This window comes from Komarekiella delphini-convector SJRDD-AB1 (assembly GCF_014831675.1).
GTDB lineage: Bacteria > Cyanobacteriota > Cyanobacteriia > Cyanobacteriales > Nostocaceae > Komarekiella.
In genome coordinates this window covers 98125-118699 of the sequence record NZ_VJXY01000015.1, presented here as the reverse complement: position 1 = coordinate 118699, position 20575 = coordinate 98125, and the positions used below count along the sequence as shown (strand labels likewise).

The window sequence follows — 20575 nt, the reverse complement described above, 5'->3', positions numbered from 1 at the left end:
AATAATCGGTTTTTTTGCCGACAGTTAAATCCAAAGCGCCACAGTCTCAAAAATAATGATTTCTATAAAATTTTGATATGAGCAACCCTATAGCCAGTGTTTTTGCCTAAACTATTCTCTGTCCAAATTAAAAAAGTAGTTCAAGTCTCTAGGTCTTAATACTGTTAACTACTACGGTAAAATTACATTGTAAATATGATGAATTTGCATTTTTTGAATTAATATCACTTTATTAATGATTTAGCTTACTTACTGCTTTCTCTTTATCTTTGATTTAAATAATTTTTTAGGCTAGTTTCGATATCTAATAGCGAATCCCTAAAAGCATTTCCATATATGAGTTTTAGTAATTTTCCCATCAGAATCAATTACTAAATTTGGTATATATCCTTCAAGATAAAAGTTGAATTTCATACTTAAGATATACGGATTAGCTCATAGAGAAGTTACTTATTTATACGGAAGACTTTTTTTGCAGCGAAAGTTACATTCTTAGTCACATAAGTAATTAGGCAGTACGTAAGAATAATTTGCCCATATTCATAGCTACAAGCCTTGATAAACAAGGAATAGCACGAATAAAAGAGCAATTAATTTATGCACGCCACCTCAGTATATTTCTTGAGTAAATTAAATAATTTAACTCATTAAATATGCGTTCCCGAAACACTAAAGTTTTGGGCTGATATCACTGGTAATTCTTTAGGGAACTGCCAAATTTTCTGCTGTCTAAAAACCCAGGATACAAGTCTACTCAATGAATTAATATGACAAAACGCAATAAATGTGTTTATAATCAGCACTATCAATTTTTAGCAATAACAGCATTATTAACTGGTAGCTTTTTTCAATTTATTGCTCCTGTATTAGCTGACGGAACTACTGCGGGTCAATCCATTAGTAACACCGCAACTGCAACCTATGAAGATCCTAATAATCCAGGAACAACCATAAATGCGACTTCTAACACGGTAACTGTGACTGTAGCAGAAGTTGCTGGTATTACCGTGACGGCTGCTGGTGTCACAGATGCCACTTCTAGCCCTACTAATACGACAGTTCAGGTTGGCGATTTACTAATCTATACCTACACTCTGACGAACGTTGGTAATGACCCAACCCGATTTCACATTCCTAACCAAGCCACAACAACTGGGCCAGGTATAGTTTCCGGCACATTACCAAATGGTGGTACGGCTAATAACCTGCAATATAGCACTGACGGCGGCACAACTTGGATAAACGTATCTCCAGGTGGTGTGGATACACCTTCGGTTCCGGTTGGTGGTACTGTGTTGGTGCGTGTGCCAATTACTGTACAGAATGGTGCTAACCCCAACGACGTAATTACTGTCACTCTTGGTAATACCCCTGGTGATGCTCAAAACCAACTGCGGAGTCCTGATGGGGGTGACGTATTCACGGTAGATAACCCCGATGGTAGCCCTAGTGAGGTAGCTGGCGCACCAGTCAACGGGACACGGGAAGCTAGCGCCACTGGGCAAATTAAGGTGGGTTCAACGCTCAAGACCTACGCTTTAGCAACCATTCTCAAAATTCGCAGTGGCTATAATAATGCTGGCACGACCGCAATTACAGATGATAAGCTGACTTACGATTTGAGTTTGCGAGTTGAGTCCAACGATCCCACAGGACAGGGAATTACACCAGCAGCTTTGACGGGTACAAGCATCAATGTGAATGGTGTTGCTGGCAACTATATTTTGGTTTCTGATGCAATTCCTACGGGTACAGATTTGGCAGTAGCACCAACTGCACCTCCTGGTTGGCAAACTGTTTATACCACTAGCCCAGTTACAACTGATGCTAATACAGCTAGTTGGACTACGACAGCACCCTCTTTGGCCTCAGTTACTCGCGTTGGTTTTATCAATAATCCATCGACTATTACTTCTATCGCTCCTGGTACAACAGTAAATGGCTTCTCGATTCAGCTAGCCGTTGAATCAACTGCAACTTCACCATTGACTGTGGCCAACATTGCCCAATTATTTGGTCAAACTCCTACCAATAATTTCCCAGTATACGACGAATCAGGTGATCAAAATCCCAGCAATTACGACGGGCCTCTAGGCAACATGACACCTCCTGCGGGTACAGATACTCCTGTTGCTGTTGGTCAGCCTGGTGATGGTATTCCCGATACTCTACCACCTACTAGTGTTGATGACGGTTTTATTAATACCCCAACAACTCCAGAAACAGGAGTTGACATCAGCAATAACAATAGCGGTGATGGCACAATAGGCGGTGAAGCAAACATCTTTACACTACAAACACCCGTAGCCTCAGCTATCCTCAACGGGCCGCAGGGTGCACCAGATGCTACTGGGCCATCGGGTCAAACCAACGATGATTTCACTAACAAATCTTCGCTCGTTCCGACTGGTACTGCACCTGGTACTAAACTTGACCCGCAGTCTGTTGGCTTCACAAACACAGTTAAAAATAATGGAACTAGCCCCGGTAATATCACGATCGCACCAATAGTACCACCAATAGCGAATCCTAAAGATTTGCCTGATGGGACTAAGGTGACAGTTACTTATAATAGTCAGTCTGCTGTCTATACCTACAATCAAGCAACAGGAACCTTTACAACCATCGGTACACCTATTGTGATTTCCAACGTTGCCGCAGGTGCAACCATCAACTACGGTGTAGAAGTTGATTTACCAAGTAACACGTCCCTGTCAACCGATACTATCCCCGACTACACGGGCGATCAAGAATTTGGCTTCCCAGTTTATATGGTTAGCTCCATTGATACCAATAACGATAACGTACCTGATAGTCAAAACATCACTATTGATCGCGTATACACTGGCTTCCTGAAACTGTTAAAAGTATCACGAGTCTTACAAGGAATTGGGCCAGTAGTCCAGGGGAATGATGGTACTTTCAGTACCACTCTGAAAAAACCTGCACCAGGAAACATTATTGAGTATCAAATTCAGTACACAAATATTTCTAATGCTCAAGCTGGAACAGGTAATGTGATTTTGAATGCTGACAAGCTTGTGATTACTGAAGATGGTACGCAATCTCCCAATAATTGGGCGCTAGATAACGATAACAACACTCAAATTGATACCAGTAATATTGTTGGCTCAGCTCAAGATTCTGGGGCTGCAACCATCCAATTCTACAGTGGTAATCCAGCTAGCACCTCTGGCATTGACCAGACCGGAACTACGGTAAACACTGATGTCACCAAATATGTGAATACCGTTACTGGCGCGATCGCACCAGGTATTCAAAGAACATTTACCTTCAGACGCAAGGTGAATTAGATAGTTTCACTTCTTAACAAGCAATCAGCATTTTGGAAATTTTTTGAGGCTATTAATATGAACCGTGTTTCCATTGCAGGTATAGGTGCGTTCGCGCTGATCACAACAGTTCCATTTGTTAGTCAAATACCGGGGGCGGCTTCTTTCTGGCAATCTGGAAGTGCCATTGCTCAGAATCTCAAAATTCAGCCACAATTGCAGTTGCGTTTAGAGGCTCAAAAGCAAGTAGTGGCGAAGGATCAGCAGGGTCAGCAAAAGGTCAGTTGGCAATCACTGTCAGGTCAAGCCGTAGTGCAGCCAGGAGATGTATTGCGTTATACCTTGATTGGTGAAAATAAAAGCGATCGCCAAGTTAAAAACTTAACTCTCAATCAACCCATTCCTCAAGGAATGCTGTACGTGTTGAAGTCTGCCAATATTACCAACAATGCCAAAATTACCTACAGCATTGATGGCGGACGCAGTTTTGTGGAAAATCCCACCATTAAAGTCACTCTCCCCAACGGCAAAGTGGAAACGAAACCAGCACCAGCGAGTATTTACACCCACATTCGTTTACTCGTTCCATCAGTGGCAGCAAAGACGACAGTCAAAGCAACTTATCAAACCCAGGTGCGCTGATGGGCTATTAGATCCCCGACTTCTTTAAGAAGTCGGGGATCTGAGAAGTCGGGGATCTGACCACCGCAAGTGCCTTGATGAACAGAAAATGTAGCGACCCAGAGGAGATATGTTAAGTGATTCTTCCTAACAAAAAAAAGCAAACTAGTTCTAGTAGGGGCTGTTACCGACGGTTAACAGCAACTATTCTTTTAGGAAGCGTTTTGCAAACTACCGTACCTATACCAGCAATAGCGCAACAAACTAATAATCAGGTTGGTCTTCAGTCTGTAATCCAATTAATAAATCAAGCTACTTATACTTATACAGATTCTACCAGTAATTATAATTATCAAGGATTTTCTAGTCAGATAAACCTGAGTCCTAATCCATTAATTGACCCAATAGGGCGGATTTTAGGTTGCGCTGGCGCACTAATACCTGACTATAAAGGTTTTTCAGTCGGTTTATACGAACTGAATGTAGGCGACCCAACAGAGACAGAATTAGGAAAATTGGCTTCTTTGACTCGGACAGAGTTACCCGATATTTCTAACAACAATATTCCTGGTGGAAAAGCACCGAACACTGAGAATAGTAACCCTTACTTCATTACAAATAATCCCGCAGGCATCTATAATTTTCTACTCGATCCTAGTAAAGGTCAGACAGATGCAGGTAAAACCTACATTTTTGTAGTTAATCCACCATCAAATTCAATCTACAAGCAGCGGCGGCTCAAAATTCAAATTGTTGGTAGTACTGGCAGTGTTAATAACAGTGTGATTCGGTATCTTGCCACCTCCCTGGACGGTCAACCAATCAGTCTTACAGGCGACACCAAAATAGAGGGCACAGTTGTCTTTGTTCCGAATGCAGAAGTAGTGGGACTGGACTTATTAGCATTTGAACTTACCACAAATATGTGTCAAGCAAATCAGGTACAGGTGATCAAAACAGGCGATCGCGCTACTGCTGAACCTGGAGATACGGTAATTTATCGTCTGTCGGTGAAAAATCTGGCTGATACTGATTTGAATAATGTGGTTGTCACCGACAACTTACCTTTAGGATTTAACTTCTCGCCTAAATCTGTGCGAGGAGAACTTGATGGCAAACCAGTTACCATCACCTCAGAACGTAACGGCAACACTGTTACCTTCCGCACAGAGGTACTAATTCCCAGAGAGAAAGTCCTAAATATTGCCTATGCAGCTCAACTAACCAGTGATTCCTTACGTGGTAATGGTCGCAACAGTGCGATCGTCAATGCACAACGTGCTGATAACGGTTTTAGTACCAAAGATGGCCCAGTAACGCACCAGTTGAAAATTCGACCGGGGATTGTCTCAGATTGCGGGACAATCATTGGCCGCGTATTTGTTGATAAAAACTTTGACGGTGAACAACAACCTGGTGAACCAGGGATACCCAATGCAGTGATTTTTCTAGAGGATGGCAACCGCATCACCACAGATCCTAACGGTTTGTTCTCCTTAGCTAATGTCTTGCCTGGAAGCCACACGGGTGTACTAGACCTCGGCAGTATCTCCGGTTATACCCTAGCGCCAAACCGGAAATTTCGGGAACGCAATAGCCAATCTCGCTTGGTGCGCTTAGAGCCTGGGGGTTTGGTACGCATGAACTTCGCAGTTACTCCCACCTTCCAGGAGCAAGTCAAGAAATGAAACCGAGACTGCACCATACAACTATTTTCAAATTGAGGTTCATGGAAAGCGGGGGGAAAACCTTGTTTGTGGCTTTGTTATCAAGCCGCCCAGCTGCTTGGGGCATAAGACATAAGGCATTGGGCATTCAAAAGAGGCAGAGGAGCGACGAGGTGCACAGCGTAGAGGGGAATCTTCTCTGTGCTTCCTATGTCCAGAAATCATCCTCGTCGTTGTGGATGTGGTTTTTTATAGGAGCTATCAGCCTCGTTTTGTATCCCACCATAGTCAAAGCCGAAGCCATTGAGGACATGCAAATACAAACTAGCGAAAACCTTTTTTCGACAACATCTTTACCAGTTGAAAGTGGTATCGAAAACCAAGAATTATCTAAGGAATACAACATATCCAGCCAAACTATAACTCTAAATGTTAAGCCAACTAATACCGAAATACAACCATTTCAACCAGCAAATAATATCCAACTGCCCAAAGGCTTAAGGGAAATTGCAGCAAGAGCCAAAAATAAGCAAAAAATCCCAAGAGAAATACAACCATTTCAACCAGCAAATAATACCCAATTGCCTAAAGGCTTAAAAGAAATTACAGTAGCAGCTGAGGACAAAGAAAAAATTCCCCCTTCTCCAAACTCAACAACGGTAAAAATCCTAACGCCCACGGTTGACAGTGTTGTAGATGTAGCAGCTACCACAGTGATTGTGCAATTTCCCGTTGGCAGTCAGGTGGAATTGCGAGTGAATGGCGAGTTGGTAGACCCTTCTTTGGTGGGACGGACACAGAACGACGCTAGTACTAACTTGGTAACGCAGACATGGTACGGTGTCTCACTACAAGAAGGTGATAACACTATCTCTGCACAAGTAGTGGGAAGAACAGAACTCCCTGTGACAGTGCGGATAGCGGTACGAGGAGCGCCACAGCAACTAACAGTAGAAACGGTTGAGTCCCGCATCCCAGCTGATGGACGTTCCACGGCTACAATTCGGGGTCAACTTGTGGATGCAAGTGGTAATCGCTCTAATCGAGATGCTGTTGTCACCTTGATCCCTTCGGCTGGAGAGTTGATAGGAGCGGACTTAAAACCCGATCAACCCGGATTTCAGGTAGAGGCAAAAGCAGGACAATTCGCGGCTACTTTGCGATCGCATCTCAAGGCGCAAATTGTCCGAATTCGGGCAATCGCTAATGACTTAGAAGCTTTCACTCAACTGCAATTTGAAACAGCACTGCGTCCTAGCTTGGTGACAGGGGTAGTGGATTTACGTTTGGGTGCTAGAGGGACTAATTATTATGGAAGTTTTCGTGATTTCCTACGTCCTGACAAAGACAATAGAACGCAATTGGATTTTCACTCAGCAGTATTTGCGACTGGTGCGATCGGTGAGTGGCTGTTTACGGGTGCATACAATAGTTCTCGTAGTCTCAACGAAGATTGCAACTGTGATAATCGCCTATTTAGAACTTACCAATTTAGCGAGCAAAACTATCCTGTCTATGGCGATAGCTCCAAAGTTGATGTTTTAGCTCCTTCGATTGACAGCGTATTTCTGCGTATTGAGCGTTCAACTCGTATCCCCGGATCTGCTCCTGATTACGCCATGTGGGGTGACTACAATACTGAAGAATTTGCTCGTCTATCACAGCAATTTACTTCTATCACTCGCCAACTCCACGGCTTTAAAGCTAATTACAACCTGGGAAACCTACAAATTACAGGTTTTTATGGCAATCACTTAGAAGGATTTCAACGAGATACTATTGCTCCTGATGGCACTAGTGGTTATTACTTCCTGTCTCGCAGACTACTACAACCAGGCAGCGAAAATGTCTTTATCGAGTTAGAAGAACTCAATCGTCCCGGTACTGTACTAGAACGCAAACAGCTGAACCGAGGGCCAGACTACGAGATAGATTACGATCGCGGTACTTTATTATTCCGTGAACCCCTGCTTCGCACCGATATTGATCAGACTGGACAAGTACTAGTACGTCGGCTGGTTGTTAGCTACCAATATGACAGCCAAGACTCTGATAGCAATATCTATGCTGGTCGCTTGCAATATAACCTCTCTCGTAACCTCAACTCAGAAAGTTGGTTAGGAGCAACTTATATCCAAGAGAATCAGGGGGTGCGTGATTTTCAACTCTATGGCGCAGATGCACTCATCGCTTTAGGTGACAAGGGCAAGTTAATCGCAGAATATGCCCACTCTACTAATGATTCTGAATTCATGGGAAAGGTCAGCGGTGACGCCTACCGTTTAGAAGCTGAGGGACAGATTGCTAATGGTATTCAAGGTCGTGCCTATTATCGCTTTGCTGATACAGGCTTTGCCAATAATGCCACTATCAGCTTTGTACCAGGACAAACTCGCTATGGAGCGCAGGTAACAGGAAAATTGACCTCAAGCACTAACGTCAGAGTGCAATATGACCACGAAGATAATTTCGGTATTGCACCTCAACCGCTAGATACTTTTGAAGAACTGTTTGCACCACGTTCTGAGGCAATCCCTGGTAGTAAAGTTGATAATTCCTTAACAACAATTACCGCCGGTATTCAACAACGCTTAGGTAGCGCCACCGTTGATGTGGATTGGATTCATCGTCATCGGGAAGACCGCATCTCTAGCAATGCTCTAAATAGTAATTCTGATCAGTTGCGTTCGCGCTTTACAGTTCCCATCGTCAAGAATCTGACTTTTCAAGCGCAAAATGAACTCACCTTATCTTCTGATGCTGATAGTGTTTATCCAGACCGTACAGTTTTGGGGTTAAATTGGGCGGTAATTCCTGGTGTCAGTGTTAGTCTTGCTCAACAGTTTTACACTCGTGGTCAATTTTCGGGTAATTCTATCACCAGTTTAAGTGTCAACGGCGAACACAAACTTGGTTCAGATACTACCTTGACTGGTCGTTATTCTATTTTGGGTGGTGCGAATGAAATGACTACCCAAGGGGCAATTGGTCTGAATAACCGTTGGTCTATTGCTCCTGGATTGCGGTTGAACCTAGCTTATGAACACGTATTTGGCAGCTTCTTCGGACGGACTGCGACGGGTCAGCAATTTGCTCAACCTTACGCATTTGGTCAAGCAGCATCGGCGATCGCATTTAATGGAGGCGATAGCTACAGCGTCGGACTAGAATACAGTGATAATCCACAGTTTCAAGCCAGCGCTCGTTACGAGCATCGTACCTCGTCTGGTGGTTCCAACACTGTTATTTCTGCTGCTGCTACGGGTAAGATTTCTCCGGCTCTCACAGCCTTAGTGCGCTATCAACAAGCCAACTCTTCCAATCAAAAGCTGACGGGGCTACTGGCAGATACAGTTAACCTAAAGGTGGGTTTAGCCTACCGCGACCCCAACAACGATCAGTTTAATGCTTTGTTGCGGTATGAATATCGCCAAAATCCGGCTGTGATTCCTGACACCATTCTTTTAGGTACTGGTACGGGTTCTGAAGACCATACCTTTGCTTTAGAAGCTATCTATGCACCCAATTGGCAATGGGAATTTTATGGCAAGTATGCTCTGCGTAACAGCACTTCTTACATAGCCAGTGATTTAGCTGGCACTAGTATGGTAAATCTAGCGCAAATCCGAGCTACATATCGCTTAGGATACAGCATGGATTTAGTGGGTGAAGCTCGCTGGATTGGTCAAGATAACTACACTGAAACAGGCTTTGTTATAGAAACAGGCTACTATCTTACTCCTAACTTGCGCCTTTCTACTGGATATGTTTTTGGTCAAGTTGATGACCGAGATTTTTCCGGGACACGTTCCGCAGGTGGCTTCTATTTAGGTTTAACGGTTAAACTCAACGAATTATTTGACGGTTTTGGACAACAAAAAATTACACCGCCCCAGCAACAGGAACCTAAGAGAACAGAATCAATTTAAACGTTGTTTAGAGACGTTGCAATGCAACGTCTCTACTCTTTTTATTACTAGTAGTTGCCAGATGCCAAAAAGATTATGAATATTAGGATCAAACATCCATTTTTAAGCAGCTACCAAGGACAATTACTAGGTAGCTTAACCTTTTTTTTATGTATCTTGGGACAGGGAATACAGCCTAGCTGGGCTGAGGGCAGTAAAGATTTAGTCTCCGATGGTGGATATAGACCTTATCTAGAATGGTCAAACTCGAACATTGCCGGTATTATCAGGAAACCGAAATTCCAAGTCTACGTTCAACAAGGAGAAACTGTTAATCTTGGGTCTAGTGTTGCAAGTAGTTTCTCTAACCCACAAGATATTGTTTATACAAGTCCCTTTGGTGGTCAAAATGGTTCTTGTGATGTTAATGCCACTACTGGCGTGGGTTTCATTAACACCATTGCCAAAGAAACAGCAGGCCCTTTACCAAATACAGGTGGGTATGACCCCTGTAAATTCACTGCTACAGAAACGGGTATTTATACAGTTGAGTTTCATTCGCCCAACCCTGCTGCTACTAATCAACCTCCTCCTGTAAGAGTAACTGACCCTTTCCCGATAAATAGCGACCAAAATTATGCGGTAGCTGCTTGGGATATCACAGTCAGAGATAGTAGCAACACCACAACCAAACCAGGGCGGGTATTTACTAACTTCATTGCTATGAGTATGGGGGCAAATGCTGGTTTAGGCGCTCCTAGTGATCTGGGACTCAACTCTAAGCTTTATATTCAAACTAAAGATGGGTATCGGTACGAAACCGATATGAATGGAGTTGATCCTTTTGGCTTCGTCTTTTTTGCTAATAGCCGTGGGTATATTGACAGTAACGGTTCTACACTTTATCGTTCTGCCAGTTCTAGTAGCAATGCTCTCAGCTTTTTTGGTGGTGTACAAGTTCAAAATCCGAATGCTGCTGATACAACAACAAACGTTACTCACCTAGTTTTTTTTGAGCGCAACAACACTACAACGCTTATCGCTTTGGGCATTCCGACAACACCGCCTGTTCCCGCAAAACCGACAAATTTCCAATTTACAGGGGGGACTGGTGGAAGCGGGAACCAAACTTCTGTTGGGGTTGGAGGCTATTTTAGTTTTGATTCTACTACTAGTGGTAGTTATCAAATAATTATTGACACTAATAATGATGGTATATATGACCCTAGTAGCGATCGCGTGCTACAGAACCCACTGTCTTCTGGCTTTAATGTGGTGCAGTGGGATGGCAAGGATGCTAATGGAACCAATCTCCAACCCCTAGCTAATAATTCACCTTACAAAGCTCAAATCACCACTAGGGCGGGCGAATATCACTTCCCCATGTTGGATGCTGAGAATAATCCTCTGGGGTTTAAAATCACAATGGAAAACCCTCCTGCTGCGTTTCCCAACATTTTGGATCGAAATGGTCAGCAGATTGGGCCGACCACAGTTTATTACAATGACAGCAATTACACCACTGCTAATGGAACAATAACAGTTAATTTAGATGGTACAGGAGCTACTAACCCGCGAAATGCTGCTAGAGGAGTCAATAGTGCGACAGGAGAGCATGAGTTTAGTAGCGGCTATGGAGACTTTAAAGGAATAGATACGTGGACATATTTCCCCAGTGAAGCAACAATTACTCCTTTAGTAATTACCGCAAACCAGCAAGCAAATGTCAGAGGAATCAAATCCATTCGCTTCTTAACAGACAATGATAGTAGTGCTACAGTTACCGTGGGTGACGTTGTCCAGTATCAGATAACTTATTCCAACTTGAATCCTGGCAATAGTGACGCCATCAACTTTGTCATTAACGATTTTTTGCCTGCACAATTAACCTTCGTAAGTAAGGCAATTACTGCTAGTACTCCGGGGAATAATATCACGCTCAATTCCAGTTACAACGGCTCTGGTGCTGTTACTAATTCTGGTACTTTACGTGTAGGCGACACGATCACACTCACCATCACTGCCACAATTAATAATGCCAATGGCGGCAATCCAATTAGTAACCAGGCAAGTGCTAACTTTAACACACCCGATAATCCCTCTGGAACAGTTGGCACAGCGCTCACAGATGCAGACTCGGCTGGCGCTACTACTAACCCACCTACCCTCGGCAATTCTTTTTTCCAAACTGCTAACGATAATGTGAATACTGGTAATAATCCCAACGACACCGCAGACGATGATCCGACTTTGTTCACAGCATTAAATATTGTTACTGCTACTCCTAAGCTTTTGTTAATTAAACGCATTACCCGCATTAATAGTCAGGACTTAAATGATATTGTGGATGGTCGCAGCGATGTTGCTGTTAGTGCTACCAACTATGTACCAGCACCCCATGCTGCTGACGATAATGATAGTAAATGGCCTGCTAGCTACTTGCGAGGATTAATTAATGCTGGCACTGTCAAGCCAGGGGATGAGTTAGAATACACTATTTACTTCCTCTCTAAGGGCCCTAGCAACTCTACTAATGTTAAATTCTGTGATTTAGTTCCTGTTAATACTGCTTTTATTCCTACTGCTTTTAATGGTAAAACTCCTAATGATGGCGGTTTAACAACAGCAAATCAAGGTATTGCCTTTGCTATTGGTTCTAATACGCCTACAGTTTACTTTAGCAATATAGAAGACTCAGGCGATCGCGGACGTTTTTATGCTGCTAACGATCCAGCCACACCATCATACTGCGGCACTAATACTAACGGGGCTGTGGTGGTTAATATTACCCGGAATCCAGATTTGCCTGATTTACCCGCAGCATCTCAATCTGGTACGCCAGCTAACTCTTACGGCTTTATTCGCTTCCGCGCCAAAGTGAAATAGGCTTAACCGCCGCTGACGGGTGGAATTAAAACTACTTCATCGCCATCTTGCAACTCGGTATCTGGTTCGGAAAATATTAAATTAATCCCAAAGCGGGTTACGTCTCGCCATTGGGTAAGTTCAGGGTGTTCAGCTATGAGGCGATCGCATACTGCACTTACCGGTGTACCAGATGGAATTCTCAGTATCAGTTCTGAAACCCCAAAGGCTTCTTGATAAGCAGCAAATAATTTGACGGTAATGGTGATTGCAGATTTAGACATACAACATACCTTAGCAGCACTTGCAAGCAATTTAAGACTTGACAAGGGCCCGGAACTCTCGAAATTTATTATACATTACTAAGCATGTAGCTACAAATAAACAAAGAAGATCTTATGATTGTTATTAATCAGTCGTACTCGTTGTTGGCTGTTCTCTACTCTATAATAACCCTGATGAATTAAGCTGATTATTTTATAAACTAAGATATTTGAATTCTATTAAAAAATAATAAATTTAACTCTAATTTAATTGTTATGTGCAAGGTAAATTTAGTTGCAAACAAATTTACGCCTTGAGAGTGCGGGTATCTTGTCCGTTGATGTTGCCTGCGCTAGATGAATTAATCAGATTGCCCCACTAAAATACTCATCTGGCTGATAGATATGAGCTATTGCCTAAATCCCAATTGTACAAACCCTGCTGATCCAATGAATGACAACGGCAAAGTTTTCTGCCGTAATTGTGGGGCAAATCTATTAATAGAAAATCGATATCGAGTTATTAAACTTTTGAGTATTGGAGGCTTCGCCAGAACTTTTGAGTTAGAAGATAACGGGATTAAAAAAGTTCTCAAACTGTTGAGTCTATCTCGGTTTAGTGATTTAGGAAAAAAACACAAAGTCATCAATTTATTTAAGCGAGAAGCCGAGGTATTGAGCCGCTTAAACAATTCAGGAATTCCTCAAGTTGATCCAGATGGATACTTTGAATTAAATTTTCCAGATTATCCAGAGCCATTACACTGCTTAGTGATGGAAAAAATTGAGGGTTTAAATTTGCAACAATGGTTAGAGAATCAGAATCATAAACCTGTAACACCAGAGCAAGCGATCGCCTACTTCAAGCAACTAGTAGAAATTTTAGCTCAAGTTCACGCTCAAGGATATTTTCACCGCGATATTAAACCGACAAATATCATGCTCAGACCAGATGGGCAACTGGTGTTAATTGACTTTGGAGCAGTCAGGGATTTAGCACAAACTTATTTGCAGCAACATCAAGATAATACAATAATTGGTACACCAGGTTACTCCCCACCAGAGCAGATGAAAGGTAACGCAGTAGCACAATCAGATTTCTTTGCTTTGGGACGAACTTTTGTCCATTTACTAACTGGAAAACCTCCTTTTAATATTGAAGAAGACCACCAAACAGGTAAGTTAATTTGGCGAGACAAAGTACCATATAACTCAAATTCCTGGATGGATTGGTTAGATAAATTTAGATGGCGATTGCTTTTCGATTTACTCGACCAAATGATGGAGCCGTACTGGAAAAATCGTCCTGAAAATACGCAGGTAATTTTGCAACGCCTCAATAATCCGATCACTTTGCCGCGTATCCCAAGTTGGGTAGTTGGTGCTGCTATTTTATTTGGACTCGGATTACCTAGCGGCTACTGGTATTTAAATGGAGTTGATGGGTGTTCAAAAATTTGGCTCAGGAGTTTCCCACTAGATGACTATATGAGTTGTGGTGAAGAGATTCTTTTGCCAAATATTAATACTAAATTACCAGAGAAAGAAAAAGGTGTAAAGGCGATCGCGCGGGAAAATTACCAAGAAGCAATTATTTGGTTCGAGCAGGCATGGCAAAAATCTCATGACCCTGAAACCTTAATTTACCTCAATAATGCCCGCCTCGCAGTTGAAAAAATTAAAACTTATACTATTGCTGTTGTCGCTCCTATCAGCAATAACAATAATGACAGTATCAACTCAAGTAAACAGATTTTGCGTGGTGTTGCTCAAGCACAAGATGAATTTAATCAAGACTATAAAACTAAAAAAATTGGCTTAAAAATCTTAGTTGTTAGTGACAATAATAAAATTGAAGATTCCCAAAAAATAGCTGAAAACTTAGTAAAGAAACGTGATGTTTTAGCTGTGATAGGTCATTTCAGAAGTGATACAACTATAGAAGCTGTCAATGTTTATCAAGAACAAAACTTGTTATTAGTTTCTGCTACAGCGACATCTGAAGATTTGTCAACGGTATGTAAATCAAATTATCCTAATTGCTTTTTTCGTGTTGTTCCTAGTAATCGTGTCATTGCCAAAACTTTAGCTGACTATCTCAAACAAGAAAATAAACGTAAAGCAGCGATATTTTTTAATCCTGGTAGTAACTATAGTAAATCTCTACAAGCACAAATGAAAGCTAGATTTTCGGAATTAGGTGGACAAGTAGTAGCAGAGATACCTTTGTCTGATAATTTAGAATCCACTATCGATCAGGTAAGAGAACAGAAAGCAGATGCTATAGTTTTATTTCCTACAAGTGACGGTTTGACCTCAGATCCAGCAGTTCAAGTAATCGAATATGCCAAAAAGTATAAATATTTGATAGTTGGCGGCGATAGTTTGGATAGTAACAAGCTAATCAAGGCAATAGCAGAAAACGAAGCAGGCTCAGTAGTAGCTATACCTTGGCATTCTAAAAGTTTTTTCAATCAAGAATTACCTAAACAAATTAATAAATTGTGGGGAAAAGCAGAGAACTGGCATACTGCATTATCTTACGATGCAACTCGTGCATTGCTAGCAGCTTTGGAAAAAACATCATCACCCAGTCGTGTAAATGTGCAGCGGGCAATGGCTGATACTAATTTTAAAGCAACTGGAATTACAGGAGTAATTTCTTTTAAACCAAGTGGCGATCGCTCCGAAGAAAATATTCATTTAGTCAAAGTTGTGCGAAATAGCAGTACAGGACAAATTGAATTTATACCTTTGCCAAAGAGTCCCTTATTTGAGCAATCTGAGTCCACTAAGAGTAACTAACACTGTAGAACCTTCATGCCCAATTACGCCGATCGGTAAGTTGATATTTCCCAAGAAGTTGCCCACCAAAAGCAACATAATAAAACCCAACGCTACGACTATATTCTGTTTCACTATGGCTTGCGATCGCCTACCCAAATGTATTGCCACGGCAATTTTCTCTAACCTGTCTGCCATCAGTACTATATCTGCGGTTTCCAATGCAACATCGCTACCAGCTTTTCCCATCGCTATACCTACAGATGCTTGAGCAAGAGCTGGTGCATCATTGATCCCATCTCCTACCATAGCGACAGTTTGATACTGTTGCTGTAAACGACGGATGATATCCAGCTTGTCTTCTGGCAGGAGTTGGGCATATACCTGATCAACACCAACTTCTTGGGCGACGCTATGAGCAGTTTCCTCATTATCCCCCGTTAGCATGACAATTTGCTCAACTCCCAGTTTCTTTAAGCGGGTAATAGTTGCAGCTGCTTGCTTTCTCACCTCATCTGCAATGGCGATCGCACCCATCACCAGATACCCATCCCCTTGTCCATGTGCTACCCAAACGACAGTTTTCCCCTCTTGCTCCAGAGATTGAGCCATTTCCCGCAATTCTTTAGGTAAATCAATCACATACTGCTGCACAAAAGCAGCATTACCCACAATCATTTTTTGTTCTTTGACGATTCCGACAATTCCCTGTCCAGGTATCGCTTGCACTTCAACTGCACCAACCCAATCCAAATCCCTAGCCGCCTGCACAATTGCTTTACCAATGGGATGTTCTGAGCCAGATTCCACCGCTGCTGCTGCTTGCAATACATCTGTGTGCGTGTATTCACTAGCTGGAATTACCTGGAATACCTGCACCTCTCCTGTTGTTAGAGTACCAGTTTTATCAAAAGCGATCGCCCGGACTTTGCCAATCTTTTCCAACTGAGCGCCATTTTTGAATAAAATTCCCTGTCTTGCACCGTTGGCAATTCCTGAAAGCAAAGTTGGCATAATTGCAGCCATCAGCGCACAAGGAGAAGCTACCACCAAAAAAGTCAAAGCGCGATAAATCGTAGTTTCCCAACTCCAACCCCAAAGAAATGGCGGTAAAACTGCTAGCAATATCCCAGCTACCACAATTACTTTTGCATATCCCCGTTCAAAGCGATCAATAAACTGTTGCGAAGGGGGTTCTTCAGTCTGCGCCTGTTCTACCAAGCGAATCACCCGCTGAATCAAACTACTTTCCGCTGGTTTGTGTACCTTAATTTGTAACGCACCATAGCCGTTGAGTGTGCCTGCAAATACTTCCTCACCTACAGTTTTCTCTACAGGTAAGGACTCGCCTGTAATCGCAGCTTGATTAATGGTGCTGTAACCAGACACAATGATTCCATCGGTAGGAATTAACTCTCCGGGTTTAACAACAATTTCATCACCAACCTTGAGCTGATTGATAGAAACCTCCTCTTCCCTTTCCTGACGCAAAACCCTTGCTGTATCTGGTGTGAGACTCATCAAACTGCGAATACTCCGCTCAGTTCGGCGCATGGCATAGCCTTCTAGTGCACCACTAATGGCAAAGATGAGAATCAAAATCGCCCCATCAATAATTAAATAGTATTCTCTTCGCCATAAGCCCAAGCTAGCAGCACCAACAGCCGCCACAATCATCAGCAAATCTACATCTAGTTCTTTTTCTTTAAATAAAGTAGTCAGTCCCTCACGCGCACTTTCGTAACCACCAATCACATAAGCAGCAGGTAACAGCAGCAGTGCCAATCCCAAAGCGCCAAGATGTAAGGCGAACCATCCGAGAAATAGCAGCAACCCGCAAAGCATAGCCGCTAAAGTGTCTGCATGTTCTTTGGTGAATTGGGTGAAACGCTGGGGATAGAGCATGAGAGTTGAATTAACAGGGACTCTCTCACCCTAAACCTTGACATTAATGTTAATGTCAAGGTTTATAATGATTTTGAAATGTATAGGGGTGCTGAGGGAAGCGCAAAGATAGGCAAACTTAAATCTTTCTCTGCGTTCTTGGAGCGTTTTTCAAAAATTACGTTAGTGGCAAATATATTTAGTAAATTCCTCGCTGCGTTGTTCTTCTGCCTAACAATTCATTCTGAGGCTAATAGCTAAAGTTTACTGAAGTAAACTAAATTAAAGCTTTCAGTCCACTTAAGTGGACTTACGCTATCAGCCCTAAGCTTCAGTTCTGGGCACGAAAGATATGGGTAAATGCGATTTAACTGTTACGTTTAAAATTGCACTAGGAGGATGAAAATCTATGCTAAAGCGAATATATATTGATAACTTTCGCGGTTTGGTAAATTTTGAACTTAACGTTGACTCGATTAACCTCTTTCTTGGTGGTAACGGGACAGGTAAATCAACTGTATTTGAAGTCTTACGGAAAATTCAAATCTTTGTGAGTGGCGACAAGAAAGTAGAGGAAATTTTTGAATCGATTGACTGCACCCGCTGGCAGACTCTATCAATTCAACGTTTTGAACTAGAAATTAATGGAAATGATGGCAATTATAAATATGAACTTGCCATTGAGCATAAAAAAAATAAGTGTCGTATCTTGTATGAGAACTTGTTATTTAATCACCAATATTTACTAAAATTTGAAGAAGGTAAAGTTCAAGTTTTTCAAGACGATTATTCAGAAGGACAAAAGTTTGAAACCGTAGCATCGGAATCAATAATATCTTTTATTCCATTTAAGGAACATACAAAGTTAATCTGGTTTAAAAATAGAATTGAGCGATTTATTATTGTACAAATTATTCCTAGTCTGATGGTTGATGGCAGCAAACAAGAAGAAACACTACTAACTTATAGAATGGAAAATTTTATTTCTTGGTATCGATATATTTCGCAAGATCAAGGAAAAGTAGCTGAATTAATGAATGTTCTCAAAGGTGTATTAGATGGTTTTGTAAGTTTTAAATTTGATCAATATAGTGAAAAATATCGAACTCTGAAATTAAGGTTTTCTTCTGATGAAGATAGGACAAATATTATTGATTATCGCTTTAGTGAACTATCTGATGGACAAAAAGTATTAATTGCTTTGTACACGCTGCTGTGTTGTACTCAGTCTGAAGATTATACTTTGTGTATAGATGAACCAGAGAATTTTTTAGCACTGCCGGAAATTCAGCCTTGGCTAGTCCAGCTTTATGACCTTTGCAGTGAGCAAAAAATCCAAGCTTTGCTCATCTCTCATCATCCTGAATTAATTAATTATCTTTTAGCATCACCTATAGGTTATTGGTTTGAGCGTCAGAGTAACGCTCCTGTGCGGGTGAAAAAAATTAGTAATGAAGTGACCGAGAACACTGGATTACCCATTTCAGAATTGATTGCACGGGGATGGCTATATGAGCCAGCGTAGAGTGCAGATTGTGGTCTTGTGTGAGGATAGACAACAAGAGGTTTTTGCTCGTCATTTTTTGAAAAAACGAGGTTTTATTTTGGATAGAAATTTCAGAATTGAAATTTGTCCAAAAGGTGCAGGAGAGCAGTTTGTCAGAAAGCGTTATCCCGCAGAGGTGAAAGCATATCGCAGCAAGAACTATCTTTCAGGAATGCTTGTAGTATTGATTGATGCAGATAACAAAACGGTAGAGGAAAGGCTAAATCAATTAGATGAAGCACTGAGCGAAAATTCTCAACTAGTTCGTCAGCCGAGAGAAGCTATAGCAATATTTATCCCTAAAAAAAATATTGAAACTTGGATACATTATTTACAGGGTGAAATTGTTGATGAAGAAACGGAATATTCAAAATTAAACAGTGAGTCAGCTTGTAAGCCCTACGTTGAAAACTTGGTAAAGCAATGTTACGAAGGTTTGCATAAAAATGCGCCACTATCTCTTCAAACAGCTTGTGGAGAATTACAGAGAATTCTGTCGTTGTTGGAGTGAATTATGAACGCTGGTTGCTTAACCATTAAAGAACTGACCGATGCAGTGGGAGGCGGTATTACTCCGCGGATGGTGCGGCATTACCATCAATTGGGGCTGATACCGCAACCAGTACGATCGCCTAGCAATTACCGCCTCTACACCAAGAAAGATGTCCTGAGATTGCAACGAATTGTGGCACTCAAACAACAAGGGTTCCAGCTAAACCATATCCGCCACATTTTGGAAGTGGAACCAGAGACAGACACAACTACTAACATGATCGGGCAACTTCAACAGCAATATCGAGCAGTCATCCAACAAATTTCCCAATTGCGGCAAACTGCATCAGCACTAGAAGGATTACTAGGACGCGATCGCCATTGTCAAATTATGCAAGCTGAAGTTTTGGCACAACTCAAGTTACTCGATGTCGAAACCCAAGCCGGACTAGGGGGATTAGAACAACTCTGGAGTGGGTTGGATGCTGAAGTTCATACGCACTCAGAAGCTTTTCCCGAATCGCTACAACGCTTATTACCTGATTTGTCTAACCGTTCGGAAATTGAACAACATTTAATTTCTCAGTTGGTTTTGGCTTGTGGTGATGTCAGCTTGGTGTCGTTTGTAAAGTTGAGTCGAGATGCGATCGCTGCTAGTCGCAAAGCCCTAAAATCAGGCTGTCAGGTTGTTGTAGATGTCCCCACGGTTGCTGCTGCTTTGGATCAAACGCGATTAGTTCACTTGGGATGCCAAATTGAAACATTGATTGATAATCCCCATGTCACGACTGTCACAGAGGCAGAACTGGCTTTTTGGCAACATCAGGAATGGCGAGAAAAATTGCAGCAAGTAACTAACGGTTGTGTGCTAGTGATTGGTTATGCTCCCTCGGTGCTACTCGAAGCATCTCAAGCCATTGCCAATCAGAAAATTCAGCCTGCGCTAGTAATTGGAATGCCCATCGGCTTTAGCCATGCTCCCGCCGCTAAGCGGCAACTAACTCAAAACGAAGTGCCTTTTGTTACCATTGAAGGAACTTTAGGAGGTGGCGCTTTAGCTGCTACTGCCCTGAATGCCCTAGTTGAGTCGCTGATTGAGAAGCCAGATTGTCATTGTTACACAAAAGATGCAGCAATACCTTTGGGCTAAGGTTAATGGCACAAAGATAAGCTGGGGGAGGAAAGAGAATTTTTAGTAAGTTTGAATACCATAAACTAAGTTAATTCACTTATTTTTGTCTCCCCCAGTTCC

11 protein-coding genes are annotated in these 20575 nt (G+C 42.0%); 9 read left to right on the top strand and 2 right to left on the bottom strand.

Annotated elements, in window-relative coordinates; genetic code table 11:
• The first annotated feature begins 767 nt into the window (after window positions 1–767).
• From FNW02_RS15540 to FNW02_RS15520, 5 genes are all read left to right on the top strand, one after another.
• On the top strand, window positions 768–3314 hold the full coding sequence (locus tag FNW02_RS15540; RefSeq protein ID WP_191758429.1) for a beta strand repeat-containing protein: 2547 nt from the start codon (window positions 768–770) through the stop codon (window positions 3312–3314).
• A gap of 57 nt (window positions 3315–3371) precedes the next feature.
• Complete coding sequence (locus FNW02_RS15535; protein WP_191758428.1) at window positions 3372–3935, top strand: DUF11 domain-containing protein; 564 nt, start codon at window positions 3372–3374, stop codon at window positions 3933–3935.
• A 116-nt stretch (window positions 3936–4051) separates the two neighbouring features.
• Window positions 4052–5602 carry a hypothetical protein gene (locus FNW02_RS15530; RefSeq protein WP_431356813.1) on the top strand — a complete coding sequence of 517 codons (1551 nt, stop codon included), beginning with the start codon at window positions 4052–4054 and terminating at the stop codon, window positions 5600–5602.
• Window positions 5603–5820: 218 nt separating this feature from the next.
• A complete protein-coding gene (locus tag FNW02_RS15525; protein ID WP_191758470.1) occupies window positions 5821–9510 on the top strand; it encodes a TonB-dependent receptor in 3690 nt (1229 codons plus the stop codon).
• Window positions 9511–9585: 75 nt separating this feature from the next.
• The gene (locus FNW02_RS15520) at window positions 9586–12375 is read left to right on the top strand and encodes an isopeptide-forming domain-containing fimbrial protein (protein ID WP_191758427.1); all 2790 of its coding nucleotides are present in this window, start codon (window positions 9586–9588) and stop codon (window positions 12373–12375) included.
• A 2-nt stretch (window positions 12376–12377) separates the two neighbouring features.
• Here the strand turns inward: FNW02_RS15520 and FNW02_RS15515 are convergent, their stop codons facing one another.
• On the bottom strand, window positions 12378–12638 hold the full coding sequence (locus FNW02_RS15515; protein ID WP_191758426.1) for a MoaD/ThiS family protein: 261 nt from the start codon (window positions 12636–12638) through the stop codon (window positions 12378–12380).
• Between the two features lie 384 nt (window positions 12639–13022).
• On the opposite strand from FNW02_RS15515, the gene FNW02_RS15510 reads away from it, so the two are divergent.
• Window positions 13023–15422, top strand: coding sequence for a bifunctional serine/threonine-protein kinase/ABC transporter substrate-binding protein (locus FNW02_RS15510; protein ID WP_191758425.1), 2400 nt, complete (start codon window positions 13023–13025; stop codon window positions 15420–15422).
• Here the strand turns inward: FNW02_RS15510 and FNW02_RS15505 are convergent.
• Entirely contained in the window at window positions 15387–17306 is a 1920-nt protein-coding gene (locus FNW02_RS15505) for a heavy metal translocating P-type ATPase (protein ID WP_191758424.1), read from the bottom strand. The two genes, FNW02_RS15510 and FNW02_RS15505, sit on opposite strands and share 36 nt — an antisense overlap.
• 388 nt (window positions 17307–17694) lie before the next feature.
• On the opposite strand from FNW02_RS15505, the gene FNW02_RS15500 reads away from it, so the two are divergent.
• From FNW02_RS15500 to FNW02_RS15490, 3 genes are read left to right on the top strand one after another with little or no spacing between them, the layout of a single operon-like run.
• Window positions 17695–18810, top strand: a complete 1116-nt coding sequence (locus FNW02_RS15500; RefSeq protein ID WP_191758423.1) for an AAA family ATPase — start codon at window positions 17695–17697, stop codon at window positions 18808–18810.
• Window positions 18797–19342, top strand: coding sequence for a hypothetical protein (locus FNW02_RS15495; protein ID WP_191758422.1), 546 nt, complete (start codon window positions 18797–18799; stop codon window positions 19340–19342). The genes FNW02_RS15500 and FNW02_RS15495 overlap by 14 nt, the downstream gene beginning before the upstream one ends.
• 3 nt (window positions 19343–19345) lie before the next feature.
• Window positions 19346–20473, top strand: coding sequence for a precorrin-8X methylmutase (locus FNW02_RS15490; protein ID WP_191758421.1), 1128 nt, complete (start codon window positions 19346–19348; stop codon window positions 20471–20473).
• Window positions 20474–20575 lie beyond the last annotated feature (102 nt).